Below are 16799 nucleotides of genomic sequence, written 5' to 3'. Positions count from 1 at the left end.
AGCTCCCGTTACGACGAGCAGGGTTGAGCGACAGGGTTCAAGAAACGCCGGAAACCGCGACCGACATCTTTGTTCCGCGAACAAAACAAGGCCAGAGCCGACAAGCCCTGACCTATAAAAAACATGGGGGATTTTTGCAAGTGAAAATGCTGATCCAGACATTTCATGCTCTCGGCAGCCAACCTGGCATGGGAATACAGTGAAACGTCAGGATGAACATAGGATTAACGACTCACGGTTGGGCGGCTGGCTTTTTTTCACCGCGCACCGACAGGGCGATCCGCTCTGCGGTACCGATGGGTATTTCACCCACCACCGTTACCATCATCTCACCGTCCACCGTATTCAGCCGACGCGATACCGCGACTGTAGGGCCCAGCTGAGTGCGGGTCTCCGTAACGCTTGCATCGCTGATCGGCTCCAGGAATACCGAGAACCGCGCCAGCCCGTCTTCATACATCAGGCTGTCGACGGTCGCCTTGGTCTGGGTATCTTTGCGTGCACTGGTGTTGGTCAATTGAAAACCCGGTGGCAACCATTCCATATGCCAAGTCTCGGTAGATTGCACCTCGGGCGCTTTGCTATTAGCGACGGCGATAGGTGTGCAGTCGTTGCTGGGTTGCAGTTCCCGGTCATCAGGCACGACGGAAGTATTCAATCGCGTGAACTGGAAGCGCTCCAGCAGTTGCCCTTGATCATTCAGCAACAGGGACTTGAGCGGCAGCGCGGTTTCCCGATCCAGGTGCAGTTCAAAGCCATAACGGTACTGGTCACGCGGCGTGATCGAGACAATGACCGCATTTCGACCGGCCACGCGGGACTTGCCAATGACGGCCAGTTCGTAGAATTGATTGAGTTTTTGCGGATCAAGCGCACGTGATGGTGCATCACGCGAATTGCCAAGGCCTGCGACAAGAGTGCCGCTGACGCATTGCGTCCGGCCATCCAACCGCACGACCTCCTGAGCAGAACCATCGAGCTGCAAGAGCCGCTCACGGACCTGACCGTCCTGGACACGATGCCAGATGTCATGGGTAGAAAAACTGCCGTTGCGTTCGTAGACGAACGTACCTTGAAAGCTTTGCTGTTGCTCTGCACGCCCAAGTCGAGTCAGCCAGTCTTGGGCTTCATCGGCGTGGGCGGGGAGTGCAAACCAACCACTGAGCAAAAGCGTAAGGAGCGGTATGGCTCGCATAGAGCTCCTTACGGATTAGCGGTTTTCCAGGCTTGCTGCACGAGCATAAGGCAGAGCGCTTTCAGTGCCCTTCAGAGCCGATTCCTGTGCGTGTTGGCGCAGGTAGCCTGGAAGACGCTGGTCTTGCCAACCGGATTGCCCTTGCAGTACACCGTTGGCCATCGGGCCGGTGGTGTCAGCGCTTTCCTTGTAGCCGGCCAATACGGCTGGGCCTTTGACCTGCGGACCCGCCATTACAGGCTGCTGGGTCTGCTGAGCCAGTTCGGCACCGGCGATCTCGTCCTGGTTGTACAGGCGAACACCCGCCAGCACGGCGACAGTCACCGAGGCAGCAACCGCCAGGCGACCCAGGCTACGCCATGGACCACGAGCAGCCTTTGCCGGAACGGCTTCATCAGCCAGTGCAGCAGAAACGGCCGCAGCAATATCCAGACGAGGGATTAGAAGATCCTTGTGCATCACCGCCCGAGCGACTTGGTAACGAGACCAGGTATCACGGGTTTCGGCGTCATCAAATGCGTTGAGCACTCGACGAAGTTCCAGTTCATCCGCTTCGTTATCCATCACTGCGGACAGCGATTCCTGCAGGGCATCACGACTCATGGCGGTTCCTCTCTTGGCTGTCGCCGCTGTCTCTAGTTCTCTTGCAACAACGGTTGCAAGGCTTTATCGATGGCTTCCCGGGCCCGGAAAATCCGTGACCTTACAGTCCCCACCGGACACTGCATGACGCTCGCAATGTCTTCGTAACTCAGACCATCGAATTCACGTAAAGTTAACGCCGTACGCAAATCTTCTGGCAGTTGCTGAATTGTGCGATGAACGGTGCCTTCGATCTCGTCGCGCAGCAATGCACGCTCCGGCGACTCGAGATCCTTGAGGCCGTGATCACCATCGTAAAATTCCGCATCTTCTGAACTTACATCGCTATCCGGTGGGCGGCGTCCGCGAGACACCAGATAGTTCTTCGCCGTGTTGATGGCGATTCGGTATAGCCACGTGTAAAACGCACTATCACCGCGAAAGTTACCAAGTGCACGGTACGCCTTGATAAAAGCTTCCTGTGCAACGTCCTGCGCTTCATGGGTGTCGTGCACAAACCGCACGATCAACCCGAGAATTTTGTGCTGGTATTTCAGCACTAGCAGATCAAAAGCTCGCTTGTCGCCGCGTTGAACGCGCTCGACCAGCTGCTGATCCTCTTCCTGGGTTAGCATGAACACTCCTCGTAGTACTTTAAGGAGGCTTGCATAACTAAACGATCAGGCTTGCAAACATAGACTCGGTCTTTTCGCAAAAGTTCTCCCCCTTCAAGCAAGTTTCCGGCACGCACTGATTTGGCACACACGAAAAACGCAGCACGGGCAACGCCGACTGCGCGAATAATCTTGTCGTCGGTTTTCTGACGCGTCCAATGCTCCCGACGGGCCAATAAACTCAACGTTTTCCCAGCTTTCGGGCAACCTGCTATTGAGTCGGGGGCCATGCAAAAAGTTCCCGCCTCAATAACCAGCTGATTTTACCCGAGCCGTGCACCGTAATCTCACATTGCCACGAATGCCCGGCTATTGTGCCGCTCCACCCCTCTATATACTAGTAGCCCGTGTGACCCTTTGATTCGCCGATCCAGGCGTCCTGTTTGCGCCACCTCTTCGGATCGCTTTTTGCGGAATCCTTCAAATGAGCCAACAGTTTCAACACGATGTCCTGGTGATCGGCAGCGGCGCGGCCGGCTTGAGCCTTGCGCTGACCCTTCCCAGCCACCTGCGCATTGCGGTTCTGAGCAAAGGCGACCTGGCCAACGGCTCTACGTTCTGGGCCCAGGGCGGTGTCGCCGCGGTGCTGGACGACACCGACACCGTGCAATCCCACGTCGAAGACACCCTCAACGCCGGCGGCGGCCTGTGCAATGAAGAAGCGGTGCGTTTCACCGTGGAGCACAGCCGTGAGGCCATCCAATGGCTGATAGACCAGGGCGTCCCCTTTACCCGCGATGAACACGCAGGCAGCGACGACGGTGGTTTCGAGTTCCACCTGACCCGCGAGGGCGGCCACAGTCACCGCCGCATCATCCATGCCGCCGATGCCACCGGCGCGGCTATTTTCAGGACGCTCCTAGACCAGGCCCGCCAACGCCCCAACATCGAATTGCTGGAGCAACGCGTCGCCGTCGACCTGATCACCGAAAAACGCCTGGGCCTGGAAGGCGAGCGCTGCCTCGGCGCCTACGTGCTCAATCGCGGCAGCGGCGAGGTCGACACCTACGGCGCACGCTTCACCATCCTCGCCTCCGGTGGCGCAGCCAAAGTCTACCTCTATACCAGCAACCCCGATGGCGCCTGCGGTGATGGCATCGCCATGGCCTGGCGCTCCGGCTGCCGGGTGGCCAACCTGGAATTCAACCAGTTCCACCCCACCTGCCTGTATCACCCACAGGCCAAGAGTTTCCTGATCACCGAAGCGCTGCGTGGCGAAGGTGCGCACCTGAAACTGCCCAATGGCGAGCGTTTCATGCAGCGTTTCGACCTCCGTGCCGAACTGGCCCCGCGCGATATCGTCGCCCGCGCCATCGACCATGAAATGAAGCGTCTGGGCATCGACTGCGTGTATCTCGACATCAGCCACAAGCCCGAAGCCTTCATCAAGACCCACTTCCCCACCGTCTACGAGCGCTGCCTGGCCTTCAATATCGACATCACCAAAGGCCCAATCCCCGTAGTACCGGCCGCGCACTACACTTGCGGCGGCGTGATGGTCGACCAGCACGGACGTACCGACGTACCCGGCCTTTATGCGATTGGCGAAACCAGCTTCACCGGCCTGCACGGTGCCAACCGCATGGCCAGCAACTCGCTGCTCGAGTGCTTCGTCTATGCGCGCTCTGCAGCGGCGGACATCCTTGAACAACTGCCGCGCATTCCGGTGCCCGCCGCCCTGCCCCGCTGGGACGCCAGCCAGGTGACCGACTCGGACGAAGATGTGATCATCGCGCACAACTGGGACGAGCTGCGCCGTTTCATGTGGGACTACGTGGGGATCGTGCGCACCAACAAGCGCCTGCAACGGGCGCAGCACCGGGTGCGGCTGCTGCTGGACGAGATCGATGAGTTCTACAGCAACTACAAAGTCAGCCGCGACCTGATCGAGCTGCGCAACCTGGCCCAGGTCGCCGAACTGATGATCCGCTCGGCCATGGAACGCAAGGAGAGCCGGGGCCTGCATTACACCCTCGACTACCCGCAGATGCTGCCCGAGGCCCGCGACACTATCCTGGTGCCAACCACCTACGGCGGCTGAACTTCAGGCGCACACGCAGGCGCCGATGCACATCGGCGGCCTGCGCGTCCCTGGGCACACAGGCTGAACGTACCCGCCATTCGCCCTGCACCCGATAACGCAGCACCACGATCAACGGCAACGCCAGGCTGTCAGGACGCAATTGCACGGCATGCCAGCCCCGTGCGGCGCTCCACAGCTGCCAACCGTCTTCATCGCGTCGCAGGCCACGAATCGACGAACGGTGAGTCAGCAAGATAGAACGCGGCAAAACCCAGGCGGCGTGCGCCAGGCACACCAGCATGCCCAGGCTCGAAAAAGGAAGTTGCATAAACATCAAGGCGCCCAGCGCAAACAGCTGGGCAAGCAGATACGCCGCCAGCAACAGCCGTGAGGCCTGCCAGCGGCATTCAAAGCTATTACTTGGGCTGGACACGATCCAGGATCATCCGGACCATGCGCTGCAGCTCCGGGTCTTGCGACTCGGCGCGTTCCATGAACCAGCCGAACATGTCCTGGTCTTCGCACGTCAGCAGCCGCACATAGAGGTCGCGGTCCACTTGATTGAGCGTCGCGTAGACCTCTTTGGTGAAAGGTACCAGCAACACATCCAACTCCAGCATGCCGCGACGGCTGTGCCAGTAGAGGCGATTGATTTCTACATCTTCGACCATGGAGCGCTCCTCAAATAGGCGGCAAGTATACAGACCCGACGGCACCGGAACAGTCGGCTTTGGTCGCCCCATACGGAAACTATCCATTTGCCGGGCGCCCCTCTATGATGCACCCATGACTTTTTTTGACCTGCGATGACCCATGGCTGACTCTGCTTTCTTCTGCCCCCTGTCCCACGAAGGCGTTCTCGCCGTCCGCGGTTCCGACGCTGCCAAATTCCTTCAGGGCCAACTGACCTGCAACCTCAATTACCTGAGCGACACCCAGGCCAGCCTCGGCGCGCGCTGCACGCAAAAAGGGCGCATGCAGTCGAGCTTCCGCATCCTGCTGCAAGGTGACGGCGTGTTGCTGGCCATGGCCAGCGAGCTGCTGGAGCCGCAACTGGCTGACCTGAAAAAATACGCCGTGTTTTCCAAGTCCAAACTCACCGATGAAAGCGCCGCCTGGGTGCGCTTCGGTCTGATGAATGCCGACCCGGCCCTGACGGGGCTTGGCCTTGAGCTGCCTGCCGAGACCGACAGCGTCGTGCGCAACGATACGTTGATCGCCATCCGCGTCTCCCCTGGCCGCGCTGAACTTTGGGTACCTGCCGAGCAAGGCGACGCCGTACGCAGTCAATTGGCTGCAACCCTTGAACAAACCGATCTGAATGAATGGCTGCTGGGCCAGATCCGCGCCGGCATCGGCCAGGTCATGCCCCAGACCCGCGAACTGTTCATTCCACAGATGCTCAACCTGCAGGCCGTGGGCGGCGTCAGCTTCAAGAAAGGCTGCTACACCGGCCAGGAAATCGTCGCGCGCATGCAGTACCTGGGCAAACTCAAACGTCGCCTGTACCGCCTGAGTCTCGCTACGTCTGAAATGCCCGCGCCAGGCACTCCGCTGTTTTCTCCCAGCCATAACAGCTCGATCGGCGAAGTGGTGATCGCCGCAAAAGCTGACCAGACCGTTGAACTTCTGGCCGTATTGCAAGCCGAAGCTGCCGATAGTGAAGATGTGCACCTGGGCGCGCTGGAGGGTCCCCACTTGCAACTGCTGGACCTGCCTTACACGCTCGACCGCGATCGAGAGATCCAGCGCTGATCGCCGTACCTTTGTTGCAATACCCTAGAGAGCATGAATGAACAAGCTGGCGGAAAAAGTCCAACAGGCTTTGGTGAGGGCCATCGATAATGATGACCTGGTTCTGCCGACATTGCCGGAAGTGGCCCTGAATATTCGTCAGGCCGCCGAAGACCCGGAGATCAGCATCAGCCACTTGAGCAAAGTAATCGGTCGCGACACCGCACTGTCGGCACGCCTGATCAAAGTGGTCAACAGCCCGTTGCTGCGCGCGACCCAGGAAGTCACCGACCTGCACACCGCCATCACCCGGCTGGGTACCAACTACAGCAGCAACCTGGCGATCGGCCTGGTCATGGAGCAGATCTTCCACGCGCGCTCCGACGTGGTCGAACAAAAGATGCGTGATGTGTGGCGCCGCAGCCTTGAGGTCGCGGGTGTGAGTTATGCCCTGTGTCGCAGCCATTCCCAACTCAAGCCGGACCAGGCGGCCCTTGGCGGCCTGGTGCACCAGATCGGTGTGCTGCCGATCCTGACGTACGCCGAAGACCACTATGAGCTGCTCGCCGACCCGGTCAGCCTCAACCACGTCATCGAGAGCATCCACCCGCTGCTGGGCGACAAACTGCTGGGCGTCTGGGACTTTCCGGAAATGCTGGCGAAACTGCCGGGCCAATACCTGGACCTGGAGCGCGATTCAGCCCGCCTCGACTACATCGACCTGGTACAGGTCGCCGTGCTGTATTGCCATCGCGGCACCGATCATCCATTGGCAAACGTTGCGGTCTCCACCTTGCCGGCGATCAAGAAACTACGGGTCGACCCTTACAGCGACGCCTTGCGCGCCGAGCTGGATGAAGCGCGCTCGATGTTCTATTGATCAACCCGCGATAAAACTCACGCGCACCTTCAAGCCGGCGTGCTCGCCATCGTGCAGGCTGATCTGCGCCAGGTGCGCCCGGCAGATTTCGCCGACGATCGCCAGCCCCAGGCCTGAGCCCATGCCCTGCTGGCTGCGCCGGTAGAAACGCTCGAACACCCGGTCCCGTTCATCCAGCGGGATGCCCGGCCCATCATCTTCCACTTCCAGCACCGCCGGCGCCGTCACCCGCAGGATCACATTGCCGCCCGGTGGCGTGTGGGCCAGGGCGTTGTCCACCAGGTTGCTCAACAACTCGTTCAACAGGGTAGGCTCACCGCGCAGCCACACCGGCTCGTCGGCTTCCAGCGCCAATGCCACACCGCGTGCATGGGCCAGCGGTGCCATGGCCATGCCCAACTCACGGGCCAGTTGGCTGAGGTCGAGCAACTGCGCGCCGCCTTCGGCAATGGCACGCGCCCCATTTTCGATGCGCGCCAGGGACAACAGTTGATTGGCCAGGTGGGTCAGGCGGTCGGTGCCTTGGGCGGCGGCTTCGAGGGTGCTGCGCCAGGTGGCGGGGTCCTCGGCGCGCAAGCCCAGTTCCAGCCGGGCCTTGAGGGCTGCCAGTGGCGTGCGCAGTTCATGGGCCGCATCGGCAATGAACTGCGCCTGGCGTTCGAACTGGCCGCGCAGGCGTTCGGTGAAATGGTTGAGGGAACGCACCAATGGGCCGAACTCATGCTGCACTTCCACCAGGGGCAACGGCCGCAGGTCGTCAGGCTGACGCTCCTCCACTGCCGTACGCAGGCGCTCGAGCGGCCGCAACGCCGCACTCACGGCAAACCACACCAGCAACAGTGCGCCGACGGCGAGCATGCCCAGGCGCAGCAGGGTATCGGCCATGAGGCTGCGGGCCATGCTCACGCGCGCTTCATCGGTCTCGGCAACGCGGATTTCGGCCATGCCGTTCATGTTCGGTTCGGAAACGGCCTTGAGCAGGCTCACGACGCGTACCTGCTGGCCCTGGTAGATGGCGTCGTAGAAGCGCGCCAATGCCGGATAGTCATCGGTGCGTGGCGTACCCGGCGGCGGGCCGGGAAGGTTTTCGTAGCCGGAGATCAGCTTCTGGTCGATGTCGTTGACCTGGTAGTAAATGCGCCCGGCACTGTCATAGGCGAAGGTGTCCAGGGCCACGTAGGGCACGTTGGCGCTCAGGGTGCCATCCACCTGGGTCAGGCCGGCGGCGATGGTGCGCGCCGAGGCCAGCAGCGTGCGGTCGTAGGCGGTATCGGCGGCCTCGCGACCGTTCCAGTAGGCGCTCATGCCACTGGCCAGCATCAACAGCACCAGCAACAGCGCCAGGTTCAACAGCAAGCGCCAGCGCAGGCTGCTGGGCTTATGCATCGCGGGCTTCCAACAGGTAACCGAGGCCACGGAAGGTCACGATGGCGATGGGCTGGCCATCGAGTTTCTTGCGCAGGCGATGCACATAGATTTCGATGGCATCGGGGCTGGCCTCCTCGTCCAGGCCGAACACCTGGGAAGCCAGTTGCTCCTTGCTCATCACCCGGCCCGGGCGGGCAATCAGCGCTTCGAGTACGGCTTGCTCGCGGGAAGTGAGTGTCATCAGTTCACCCCCTACGGTAAAGCGCCGGGTGTCGAGGTCGTACACCAGCACGCCGCAGGCCTGCTGACGCTCCCCGCCCAGCACGCTACGCCGCAGCAGCGCCTTGACCCGCGCTTCCAACTCCGTAAGTTCGAACGGTTTGGCGAGGTAGTCGTCCGCCCCAAGATTGAGGCCGTGCACGCGGTCTTTCACATCACTGCGTGCCGTCAGCATCAGCACCGGCAGATTTTTCCCACGGGCACGCAGACGTGCGAGCACCTCGAAACCATCCATGCGCGGCAGCCCCACATCGAGGATCGCCGCCGCGTACTCCTCGCTGCTCAGGGCCAGGTCCGCCGCCACGCCATCGTGCAGCACGTCAACGGTCAGACCCGTGCTCTTGAGCGCTTGCGCAACACTTTCGGCGAGTTGCAGATGGTCTTCAACCAGCAAGACACGCATGGATTGCTACCTCATTCAGGGGTGGTCGGTGCCACGCTTTGGCGGGCAGTTTACAGGCGCCGACCGGCCTGTGAAGCCCGAAAACATTGAAAGCCGACTGAAAGGTTAGTGAAAGCTTCGCCCTTTAGCATCCAGTCTCGGTGGTCTATGCCCGCCAAGTTGCCTTATCCGCAGCGCCCGAAAAACGCCTCGAAGCGTTTTCGCCAAAATAAGAACAATAACGGAGTACACAACGATGCTGTCGACACAGCCCCAGGCCCCCTCGCCTGTTCGTTTTTCTCGCCTGACCCAGACCGCCCTCGCCAGTGCTGCTACCCTTGCCGGCTTTTCGCCGCTTAGCCAGGCTGCCTTCTTCGAAGACAGTAGCGCGACCCTGGAAACCCGCAACATGTACTTCAACCGCGACTTTCGCGATGGCACCAGCGCCCAGCAATCCAAGCGCGACGAATGGGCCCAGGGCTTCATGCTCAACCTGCAATCGGGCTACACCGACGGCACCGTGGGCTTCGGCGTGGATGCGCTGGGCATGCTCGGAGTCAAGCTCGACTCCAGCCCCGACCGCACTGGCACCGGCCTGCTGCCCACCCATGATGATGGCCGCGCCGCCAATGAATACTCCAAGCTGGGCCTGACCGGCAAAGTGAAGATCTCGGCCACCGAGCTGAAGATCGGCTCACTGATACCCGAGCTGCCGATCCTCAAGCCCAATGACGGGCGCATCCTGCCGCAGACCTTCAACGGTGGCCTGATCACCTCCAAGGAATTCAAGAACCTGGTGTTCACCGGCGGGCGCCTGGACAAGGCCAAGGACCGCGACGACACCAACTACGAAGACATCGCCCTCAACAACAAGAACAGCCGCTTCGTCAGCGGCGCCACCGGCAAGCATTTCAATTTTGGCGGGGCCGACTACAAGTTCGCCGACAAGATCACCGGCAGCTACCACTTCGCCCAACTCGACGATGTGTACCGCCAGCACTTCCTCGGCCTGGTGGCTTCGCGCCCGATGGGTCCCGGTACGTTCGGCACCGACCTGCGTTTGGCCATCAGCGATGACACTGGCGCCGCTCGTGGCGGCAAGATCGACAATACCTCCCTCAACGGCCTGTTCAGCTATGCCCTCAACGGCCACAAGCTCAGCGCCGGTTACCAGCACATGTCCGGTGACAGCGCCTTCCCCTATGTGGATGGCAGCGACCCGTACCTGGTCAACTTCGTGCAGATCAACGACTTTGCCGGCGCCCAAGAGCGTTCCTGGCAGGCGCGCTACGACTACGACTTCGCCAAGCTGGGCATTCCCGGCCTGAGCTTCATGAGCCGTTACCTCTCAGGTGACAACATCAAGCTCAAGAACGGCGAGACCGGCAAGGAGTGGGAGCGCAACACCGAGATCAAGTATGTGGTGCAAGCCGGCACGTTCAAGGACGTGGCCGTGCGCCTGCGCAACGCCACGTACCGCTCCAATTACTCGGCCCGTGATGCGGACGAAGTGCGTCTGCTGGTCAGCTACAGCGTTGCACTTTGGTAAGTAGTGCCTGGTAAGCCATTCATAACAACAACGACGGAGATAACCATGACCCTATCACTGCGTAAACTGGCCCTCGCCGCCGGCTGCATGCTGTTCGCCGGCCAACTGCTGGCCGCTGACGAACCCAAGCGCCCAGAGTGCATCGCCCCGGCCTCGCCGGGCGGTGGTTTTGACCTGACCTGCAAACTGGCGCAAAGCGCGCTGGTCAACGAGAAGCTGCTGAGCAAGCCGATGCGCGTGACCTACATGCCAGGCGGCGTCGGCGCGGTGGCCTACAACGCCGTGGTCGCCCAGCGTCCTGCGGACGGCGGCACGCTGGTGGCCTGGTCCAGCGGTTCGCTGTTGAACCTGGCCCAGGGCAAGTTCGGTCGCTTCGATGAAAGCGCCGTGCGTTGGCTGGCGGCGGTCGGCACCAGCTACGGGGCTATCGCGGTGAAAGCCGATTCGCCCTACAAGACCCTCGACGATCTGGTCAAAGCCTTGAAGAAAGATCCGGGCAGCGTGGTAATCGGTTCCGGTGGCACCGTCGGCAGCCAGGACTGGATGCAAACCGCGCTGATCGCCAAGGCCGCCGGGATCAACCCGCGCGAGCTGCGTTATGTCGCCCTTGAAGGCGGCGGTGAAATTGCCACCGCCCTGCTCGGCGGCCATATCCAGGTGGGCAGTACCGACATTTCCGACTCCATGCCGCACATCCTGAGCGGCGATATGCGCCTGCTGGCGGTGTTCTCCGAACAGCGTCTGGACGAGCCGGAAATGAAGAACATTCCGACCGCCAAAGAGCAAGGCTACGACATCGTCTGGCCAGTAGTGCGTGGCTTCTACCTCGGGCCAAAAGTCAGCGATGCCGACTACGCATGGTGGAAAGACGCCTTCGACAAACTGCTGGCCTCCGAGGAGTTCGCCAAGCTGCGTGACCAGCGTGAGCTGTTCCCGTTCGCCATGACCGGCCCGGAGCTGGACACTTACGTGAAGAAACAAGTGGCTGACTACAAAGTGCTGGCCAAAGAGTTCGGCCTGATCCAGTAATCGCCCCTCTTTTGTGTGGCCACGCCCTTTAGCCAAGCGGCGTGGCCCAGGAGTTCCACATGCTCTTACAACGCATTTTCGCCGCCGCGCTGCTGCTGGCCTGCGCCGGCCTCGCGCTGATGGCCTGGCCGTACCAGGCGTCGTTTTCCTACGAGCCGGTGGGGCCGCGCGCCTACCCGCTGCTGATGCTCGGGCTGATGAGCCTGGCACTGATCTACATGCTGTTTCGTCCACAGCCGACCAAACACACCGAAGAAGAACCCGCGCTGGACCGCGAAACCCTGATCAAGATCGGCGTGTGCGTCGCGCTGTTGATCGTGTTCGCCGGCACCTTCGAACCCCTGGGCTTCATCCTCAGCAGCATGCTGATCGGCATTCCCATGGCGCGCTTGTACGGTGGTCGTTGGTTGCCCAGCGTGGTGATCGTCACGTTGATGGCCATCGGCTTGTACCTGCTGTTCGACAAAGCCATGGATGTACCGCTGCCCCTCGGCCTGCTCGACGTTCTGGAGAACTGACATGGATACTTTCGGCTACCTGGGCCAGGGCTTCGGCGTTGCACTGTCCCCTTACAACCTGGTGACCGCGTTGTGCGGCACCTTGATCGGCACCGTGGTCGGCCTGCTGCCGGGCCTGGGCCCGATCAACGGCGTGGCGTTGTTGATCCCCATTGCCTTCGCCCTGGGCCTGCCGCCGGAATCGGCGCTGATCCTGCTGGCAGCCGTGTACCTGGGCTGCGAATACGGTGGGCGCATCAGCTCGATCCTGCTGAACATACCGGGCGAAGCGTCCACCGTAATGACCACTCTCGACGGCTACCCCATGGCCCGCAAAGGCCTCGCCGGTGTGGCGCTGTCGCTGTCGGCCTGGAGTTCGTTCATCGGCGCGTTTATCGCCACCTGCGGCATGGTGCTGTTTGCGCCGTTGCTGGCCAAATGGGCGATTGCCTTCGGCCCGGCGGAATATTTCGTACTGATGGTGTTCGCAATTGTCTGCCTCGGCGGCATGGCTGGCGACAAACCGCTGAAGACGTTTGTAGCAGCACTGATCGGCCTGTTCCTGTCGGCGGTCGGCATCGACGCCAACAGCGGTGTGTATCGCTTCACCGGCGACAACATCCACCTTACCGACGGCATCCAGTTCGTCGTGCTGGTGCTGGGTCTGTTCTCCATCAGCGAGATTCTGTTGCTGCTGGAAAAAACCCACCGTGGCCAGGAAGCAGTCAAAGCCACTGGCCGCATGATGTTCAACCTGAAGGAAGCGGGCGCGGTGTTCGTGGTGAATATCCGTTGCGGCCTGCTCGGTTTCATCATGGGCGTACTGCCCGGTGCCGGTGCCACGTTGGCGTCGGCCGTTGCCTACATGACCGAAAAACGCCTGGCCGGTGCCAGCGGTAAATTCGGCCAGGGCGACATGCGCGGCCTCGCCGCTCCGGAAACCGCCATCGGCGCGTCCGCCTGCGGCGCCCTGGTGCCGATGCTGACCCTCGGCGTCCCAGGTTCGGGCACCACCGCGGTGATGATCGGCGCACTGTCGCTGTACAACATCACCCCGGGCCCGCTGCTGTTCCAACAGCAACCGGACATCGTCTGGGGCCTGATCGCCTCGTTGTTCATCGCCAACATCATGCTGGTGATCCTCAACATCCCGATGATCCGCATCTTCACGCGCATCCTCGCCGTGCCGAACTGGGCGCTGGTGCCGGTGATCGCAATCATCACCGCCATCGGGGTATACGCGGTGCACGCCACCACCTTCGACCTGTTCCTGATGGTGGGTATCGGCATCTTCGGCTACATCCTGCGCAAGCTCGACTTCCCGCTGTCGCCGGTGCTGCTGGGCTTTATCCTTGGCGGCCTGATGGAGCAGAACCTGCGCCGTGCGCTGTCGATCTCCAACGGTGACGTGCAGATCCTGTGGTCGAGCCCGATCACCTTTGGTGTGTGGGTACTGACCGCGCTGATGCTGGCTTTCCCGTTGCTGCGCATCTACCGCAAACGTGCCCTGCAGCGTCGTGCCGTGGCCGATGTCTGAGGTCACCTTCAGACATTGGTGGGGGACACCGTTGGTCGGCCTGGCCGGAGGTTTCCTGGCCAGCCTGGTCGGCTGGCCTTTGCCTTACATGGTCGGTTCGTTGCTGGCGATCATCCTGGTGCGCTGCCTCACGCCGTGGCAGCTGGCGGAGATTCCCGGCGGGCGCAAATGCGGCCAATGGGTGGTGGGCATCGGCATCGGCCTGCACTTCACCCCGGTGGTGATCGAACAGGTGATGAGTCACTTCGGCCTGATCTTCTTCGGTGCGCTGGTCACCAGTCTGTCGAGCGTGGTGGGCGTGTGGTTGATGCGCCGTAGCGGTGAAGACCGCGCCACGGCGTTCTTCTCGAGCATGCCCGGCGGTTCCGGTGAGATGGTCAACCTCGGCGCGCGTAATGGTGCGGTGCTCAGCCGTGTTGCGGCGGGGCAGAGTCTGCGGGTGCTGATGGTGGTGTTGTGTGTGCCGGCGATTTTCAAGTACTTGCTGGAAGGCGGTACACCGCAGTTTCATCCGGCGCCGGTGAGCTGGCCTTGGCTGCTGGCGCTGTTTCCGCTTGGTGCGTTGGTTGCCTGGGGCTGGCAGCGCTTGCGCCAGCCCAACCCTTGGTTGTTCGGGCCATTGCTGGTGAGTGCGACGGCCAGCGTGGTCTGGGACCTGCATATCGGCCTGCCCGATGGCGGCAGCCAGATTGGCCAGTGGTTGATCGGCAGTGGCCTGGGTTGCCACTTCAACCGACAGTTCTTTCGTCGGGCGCCGTCGTTCATGGGGCGTACCTTGATCGGCACGGCGTTGACCATGGCATTGGCGACGTTGGCGGCGGTGGGTCTGAGTGCACTGACCCAGCTGGACCTGCGTTCATTGACCCTGGGCATGATGCCCGGTGGCATTGCCGAGATGAGCCTGACCGCCGAGACCCTGCAACTGTCGGTGCCGTTGGTGACGGCCATGCAGGTGATGCGCTTGTTGTTTGTGCTTTTTCTGGCGGAGCCGTTGTTCAGGTATTGGAACCGTCAGCCGGAAACAATCTAAACCTTCAAATGTGGGAGGGGGCCCCTCCCACACTCTGCATGTGCTTGGCCTTAGAGCGGCGGCAACCGCCACTCGATCGGCGTCTCGCCATTCTGCTCAAGAAACTTGTTGGTCCGGCTGAAATGCCCGCAACCCAAAAACCCGCGATACGCCGACAACGGCGACGGATGCACCGAGGTCAGCACCAGGTGCTTGGTCGCGTCGATCAGCTTCTGCTTGCTCTGGGCATGGGCGCCCCACAGCAGAAACACCAGGTGCGGCTGATGTTCGCTGACCACTTCGATAATCCGATCGGTAAAGAACTGCCAGCCCTTGCCCGCATGGGCGTTGGCATTGGCGCGCTCGACGGTCATGGTGGTGTTGAGCATCAGCACGCCCTGGTCGGCCCAGCTTTGCAGGTAGCCGTGATTAGGGATGTCGATGTTAAGGTCGCGCTTGAGCTCTTTGTAGATATTGACCAACGACGGCGGCGCCGGCACGCCCGGTTGCACCGAGAAGCACAGGCCGTGGGCCTGGCCGGGGCCGTGGTACGGGTCCTGGCCGAGGATCACCACCTTGACCTTGTCCAGCGGCGTGGAGTTGAGCGCATTGAAAATCAGCGGGCCAGGCGGGTAGATCTCTTTGCCGGCGGCATGTTCCTGGCGCAGGAACTCGCGCAACTGGGCCATGTACGGCAGCTCGAACTGATCCCGCAGGGCGTGTTTCCAGCTGGGTTCGAGTTTGATACGGTCGTCGTCGGTCATGGTTGAATGGTCTTGTCAAAAAGAATGAGGCGAACCCTAGGAAAGCCGACCCCGCTTGTCAATTGATCTGACACACCAACGGCGCTTTCCTGCGAAGCGATCATACTCATCCTTCACCTTCTCGATTGAGGTCACGATGAACCTGCACTTCGAAGAGCTGACCGGCAGCGACGGTGCCCGCATCGGCATCGCCAGCCTCGACGCTGAAAAGTCCCTCAATGCCCTTTCCCTGCCGATGATCCTCGCCTTGAGCAGTCGCCTGGACACCTGGGCCAAAGACCCGAATATCGTCTGCGTGCTGTTGCGCGGCAACGGCCCCAAGGCCTTTTGCGCCGGTGGCGAAGTGCGCAGCCTGGCGCAGGCTTGTCGCGAAGAGCCCGGTGTGGTGCCGGCGCTGGCGGCGCAATTTTTTGCGGCGGAGTATCGCCTTGATTACCGCCTGCACACCTACCCGAAACCGTTGATTTGCTGGGGCCACGGCTATGTGCTGGGCGGCGGCATGGGTCTGCTGCAAAGTGCCGCGATCCGCATCGTCACCCCCAGCAGCCGGCTGGCCATGCCGGAGATCAACATCGGCCTGTACCCGGACGTCGGCGCCAGTGGGTTCCTGTCGCGCCTGCCGGGCAAGCTCGGATTGTTCCTCGGACTCACCGGTGCGCATATCAACGGGCGTGACGCGTTGGACCTGGGCCTGGCCGACCGTTTCCTGCGTGACGACCAGCAGGACGAATTGCTTGATGGCCTGCTGCAACTGAACTGGCAGGAACAGACCCCGATGCAGCTTAACAGCCTGCTCAAGGCGCTGGCCCAGGAAGCCGCCAGCCAGCAACCCGAAGCGCAATGGCTGCCGCGCCGGGCACAGATCGACGAATGGCTGGATGTGGGCGACGTGCGGTGTGCCTGGCGCGCCTTGAGCCTGTTGAGTGAGCATGCTGATCCACTGTTCAGCCGTGCCGGCAAGACGTTGAGCGAAGGCTGCCCACTGACCGCCCATCTGGTGTGGGAACAGATCCAGCGCGCACGGCACCTGTCGCTGGCCCAGGTATTCCAGATGGAATACACCCTGAGCCTCAATTGCTGCCGTCATCCGGAATTCAGCGAAGGGGTGCGTGCGCGTTTGATCGATAAGGACCAGGCGCCCCATTGGCATTGGCCGGATATCAACGCCGTTCCTGCGGCGGTGGTGCAGGCCCACTTCGACAAGGCGTGGGAAGGTCGCCATCCGCTGGCCGACCTGTCCGATTACTGACGGCTGCGCCCAAAAAAAGCGGCGCTTCATGCGCCGCTTGCCGTACAG

Annotated in this window: 18 protein-coding genes; 10 read left to right on the top strand and 8 right to left on the bottom strand. The window is 61.5% G+C overall.

Going from position 1 to position 16799, the window contains the following annotated elements; genetic code table 11:
• Positions 1–23: 23 nt before the first annotated feature.
• Positions 24–203, top strand: a complete 180-nt coding sequence (locus LUU92_RS07500) for a hypothetical protein (protein WP_130898099.1) — start codon at positions 24–26, stop codon at positions 201–203.
• A gap of 29 nt (positions 204–232) precedes the next feature.
• Here LUU92_RS07500 and LUU92_RS07495 read toward each other — a convergent pair whose 3' ends face one another.
• Genes LUU92_RS07495 through rpoE form a run of 3 tightly spaced genes read right to left on the bottom strand, consistent with a single transcriptional unit; the run spans position 233 to position 2412 of the window.
• A complete protein-coding gene (locus tag LUU92_RS07495; RefSeq protein WP_071488936.1) occupies positions 233–1195 on the bottom strand; it encodes a MucB/RseB family sigma factor regulatory protein in 963 nt (320 codons plus the stop codon).
• 15 nt (positions 1196–1210) lie between these two features.
• Positions 1211–1798 (bottom strand): sigma-E factor negative regulatory protein, encoded by a 588-nt coding sequence (locus LUU92_RS07490; protein WP_071488935.1) that lies wholly within the window; start codon positions 1796–1798, stop codon positions 1211–1213.
• Positions 1799–1830: 32 nt separating this feature from the next.
• Positions 1831–2412, bottom strand: coding sequence for an RNA polymerase sigma factor RpoE/AlgU (rpoE, locus tag LUU92_RS07485; protein WP_003172477.1), 582 nt, complete (start codon positions 2410–2412; stop codon positions 1831–1833).
• A 463-nt stretch (positions 2413–2875) separates the two neighbouring features.
• On the opposite strand from rpoE, the gene nadB reads away from it, so the two are divergent.
• Positions 2876–4492 carry an L-aspartate oxidase gene (nadB, locus tag LUU92_RS07480; RefSeq protein ID WP_071488934.1) on the top strand — a complete coding sequence of 539 codons (1617 nt, stop codon included), beginning with the start codon at positions 2876–2878 and terminating at the stop codon, positions 4490–4492.
• Here the strand turns inward: nadB and LUU92_RS07475 are convergent.
• Together LUU92_RS07475 and LUU92_RS07470 are read right to left on the bottom strand one after the other, a co-directional pair.
• A complete protein-coding gene (locus tag LUU92_RS07475; protein WP_071488933.1) occupies positions 4461–4907 on the bottom strand; it encodes a protein YgfX in 447 nt (148 codons plus the stop codon). The genes nadB and LUU92_RS07475 overlap by 32 nt on opposite strands.
• Positions 4891–5145, bottom strand: a complete 255-nt coding sequence (locus LUU92_RS07470) for an FAD assembly factor SdhE (RefSeq protein ID WP_071488932.1) — start codon at positions 5143–5145, stop codon at positions 4891–4893. Before LUU92_RS07470 ends, LUU92_RS07475 begins: the two co-directional genes overlap by 17 nt.
• 142 nt (positions 5146–5287) lie before the next feature.
• On the opposite strand from LUU92_RS07470, the gene ygfZ reads away from it, so the two are divergent.
• Both ygfZ and LUU92_RS07460 read left to right on the top strand, forming a co-directional pair.
• A complete protein-coding gene (gene ygfZ / locus LUU92_RS07465) occupies positions 5288–6229 on the top strand; it encodes a CAF17-like 4Fe-4S cluster assembly/insertion protein YgfZ (protein WP_257103368.1) in 942 nt (313 codons plus the stop codon).
• 37 nt (positions 6230–6266) lie between these two features.
• Complete coding sequence (locus tag LUU92_RS07460) at positions 6267–7088, top strand: HDOD domain-containing protein (RefSeq protein WP_071488930.1); 822 nt, start codon at positions 6267–6269, stop codon at positions 7086–7088.
• On the opposite strand, the gene tctE is transcribed toward LUU92_RS07460, so the two are convergent.
• Together tctE and tctD are read right to left on the bottom strand one after the other, a co-directional pair.
• Positions 7089–8474, bottom strand: a complete 1386-nt coding sequence (tctE, locus tag LUU92_RS07455) for a two-component system sensor histidine kinase TctE (RefSeq protein ID WP_257103367.1) — start codon at positions 8472–8474, stop codon at positions 7089–7091.
• Positions 8467–9138, bottom strand: a complete 672-nt coding sequence (gene tctD / locus LUU92_RS07450; RefSeq protein ID WP_010212220.1) for a two-component system response regulator TctD — start codon at positions 9136–9138, stop codon at positions 8467–8469. Before tctD ends, tctE begins: the two co-directional genes overlap by 8 nt.
• Positions 9139–9373: 235 nt before the next feature.
• Between tctD and LUU92_RS07445 the strand changes: the two genes are divergently transcribed.
• From LUU92_RS07445 to LUU92_RS07425, 5 genes are read left to right on the top strand one after another with little or no spacing between them, the layout of a single operon-like run.
• A complete protein-coding gene (locus LUU92_RS07445) occupies positions 9374–10666 on the top strand; it encodes an OprD family porin (protein ID WP_071488928.1) in 1293 nt (430 codons plus the stop codon).
• A gap of 39 nt (positions 10667–10705) precedes the next feature.
• Complete coding sequence (locus LUU92_RS07440; RefSeq protein WP_162276416.1) at positions 10706–11695, top strand: Bug family tripartite tricarboxylate transporter substrate binding protein; 990 nt, start codon at positions 10706–10708, stop codon at positions 11693–11695.
• Between the two features lie 59 nt (positions 11696–11754).
• Positions 11755–12213: a tripartite tricarboxylate transporter TctB family protein gene (locus LUU92_RS07435; RefSeq protein WP_071488927.1), complete on the top strand. Its 459-nt coding sequence runs from the start codon at positions 11755–11757 to the stop codon at positions 12211–12213.
• Position 12214: 1 nt separating this feature from the next.
• Complete coding sequence (locus LUU92_RS07430) at positions 12215–13729, top strand: tripartite tricarboxylate transporter permease (protein ID WP_257103366.1); 1515 nt, start codon at positions 12215–12217, stop codon at positions 13727–13729.
• Complete coding sequence (locus LUU92_RS07425; RefSeq protein ID WP_257103365.1) at positions 13722–14759, top strand: AbrB family protein; 1038 nt, start codon at positions 13722–13724, stop codon at positions 14757–14759. The genes LUU92_RS07430 and LUU92_RS07425 overlap by 8 nt, the downstream gene beginning before the upstream one ends.
• 50 nt (positions 14760–14809) lie before the next feature.
• Here LUU92_RS07425 and ung read toward each other — a convergent pair whose 3' ends face one another.
• Positions 14810–15502 carry a uracil-DNA glycosylase gene (gene ung / locus LUU92_RS07420; RefSeq protein WP_071488924.1) on the bottom strand — a complete coding sequence of 231 codons (693 nt, stop codon included), beginning with the start codon at positions 15500–15502 and terminating at the stop codon, positions 14810–14812.
• Positions 15503–15638: 136 nt separating this feature from the next.
• On the opposite strand from ung, the gene dspII reads away from it, so the two are divergent.
• The gene (gene dspII, locus LUU92_RS07415) at positions 15639–16751 is read left to right on the top strand and encodes an enoyl-CoA hydratase/isomerase DspII (RefSeq protein ID WP_071488923.1); all 1113 of its coding nucleotides are present in this window, start codon (positions 15639–15641) and stop codon (positions 16749–16751) included.
• Positions 16752–16799 lie beyond the last annotated feature (48 nt).

This window comes from Pseudomonas extremorientalis, assembly GCF_024584605.1.
Lineage (GTDB): Bacteria > Pseudomonadota > Gammaproteobacteria > Pseudomonadales > Pseudomonadaceae > Aquipseudomonas > Aquipseudomonas extremorientalis.
The sequence above is the reverse complement of the archived record's forward strand: the minus strand, read 5'-3'. Positions and strand labels throughout refer to the sequence as shown.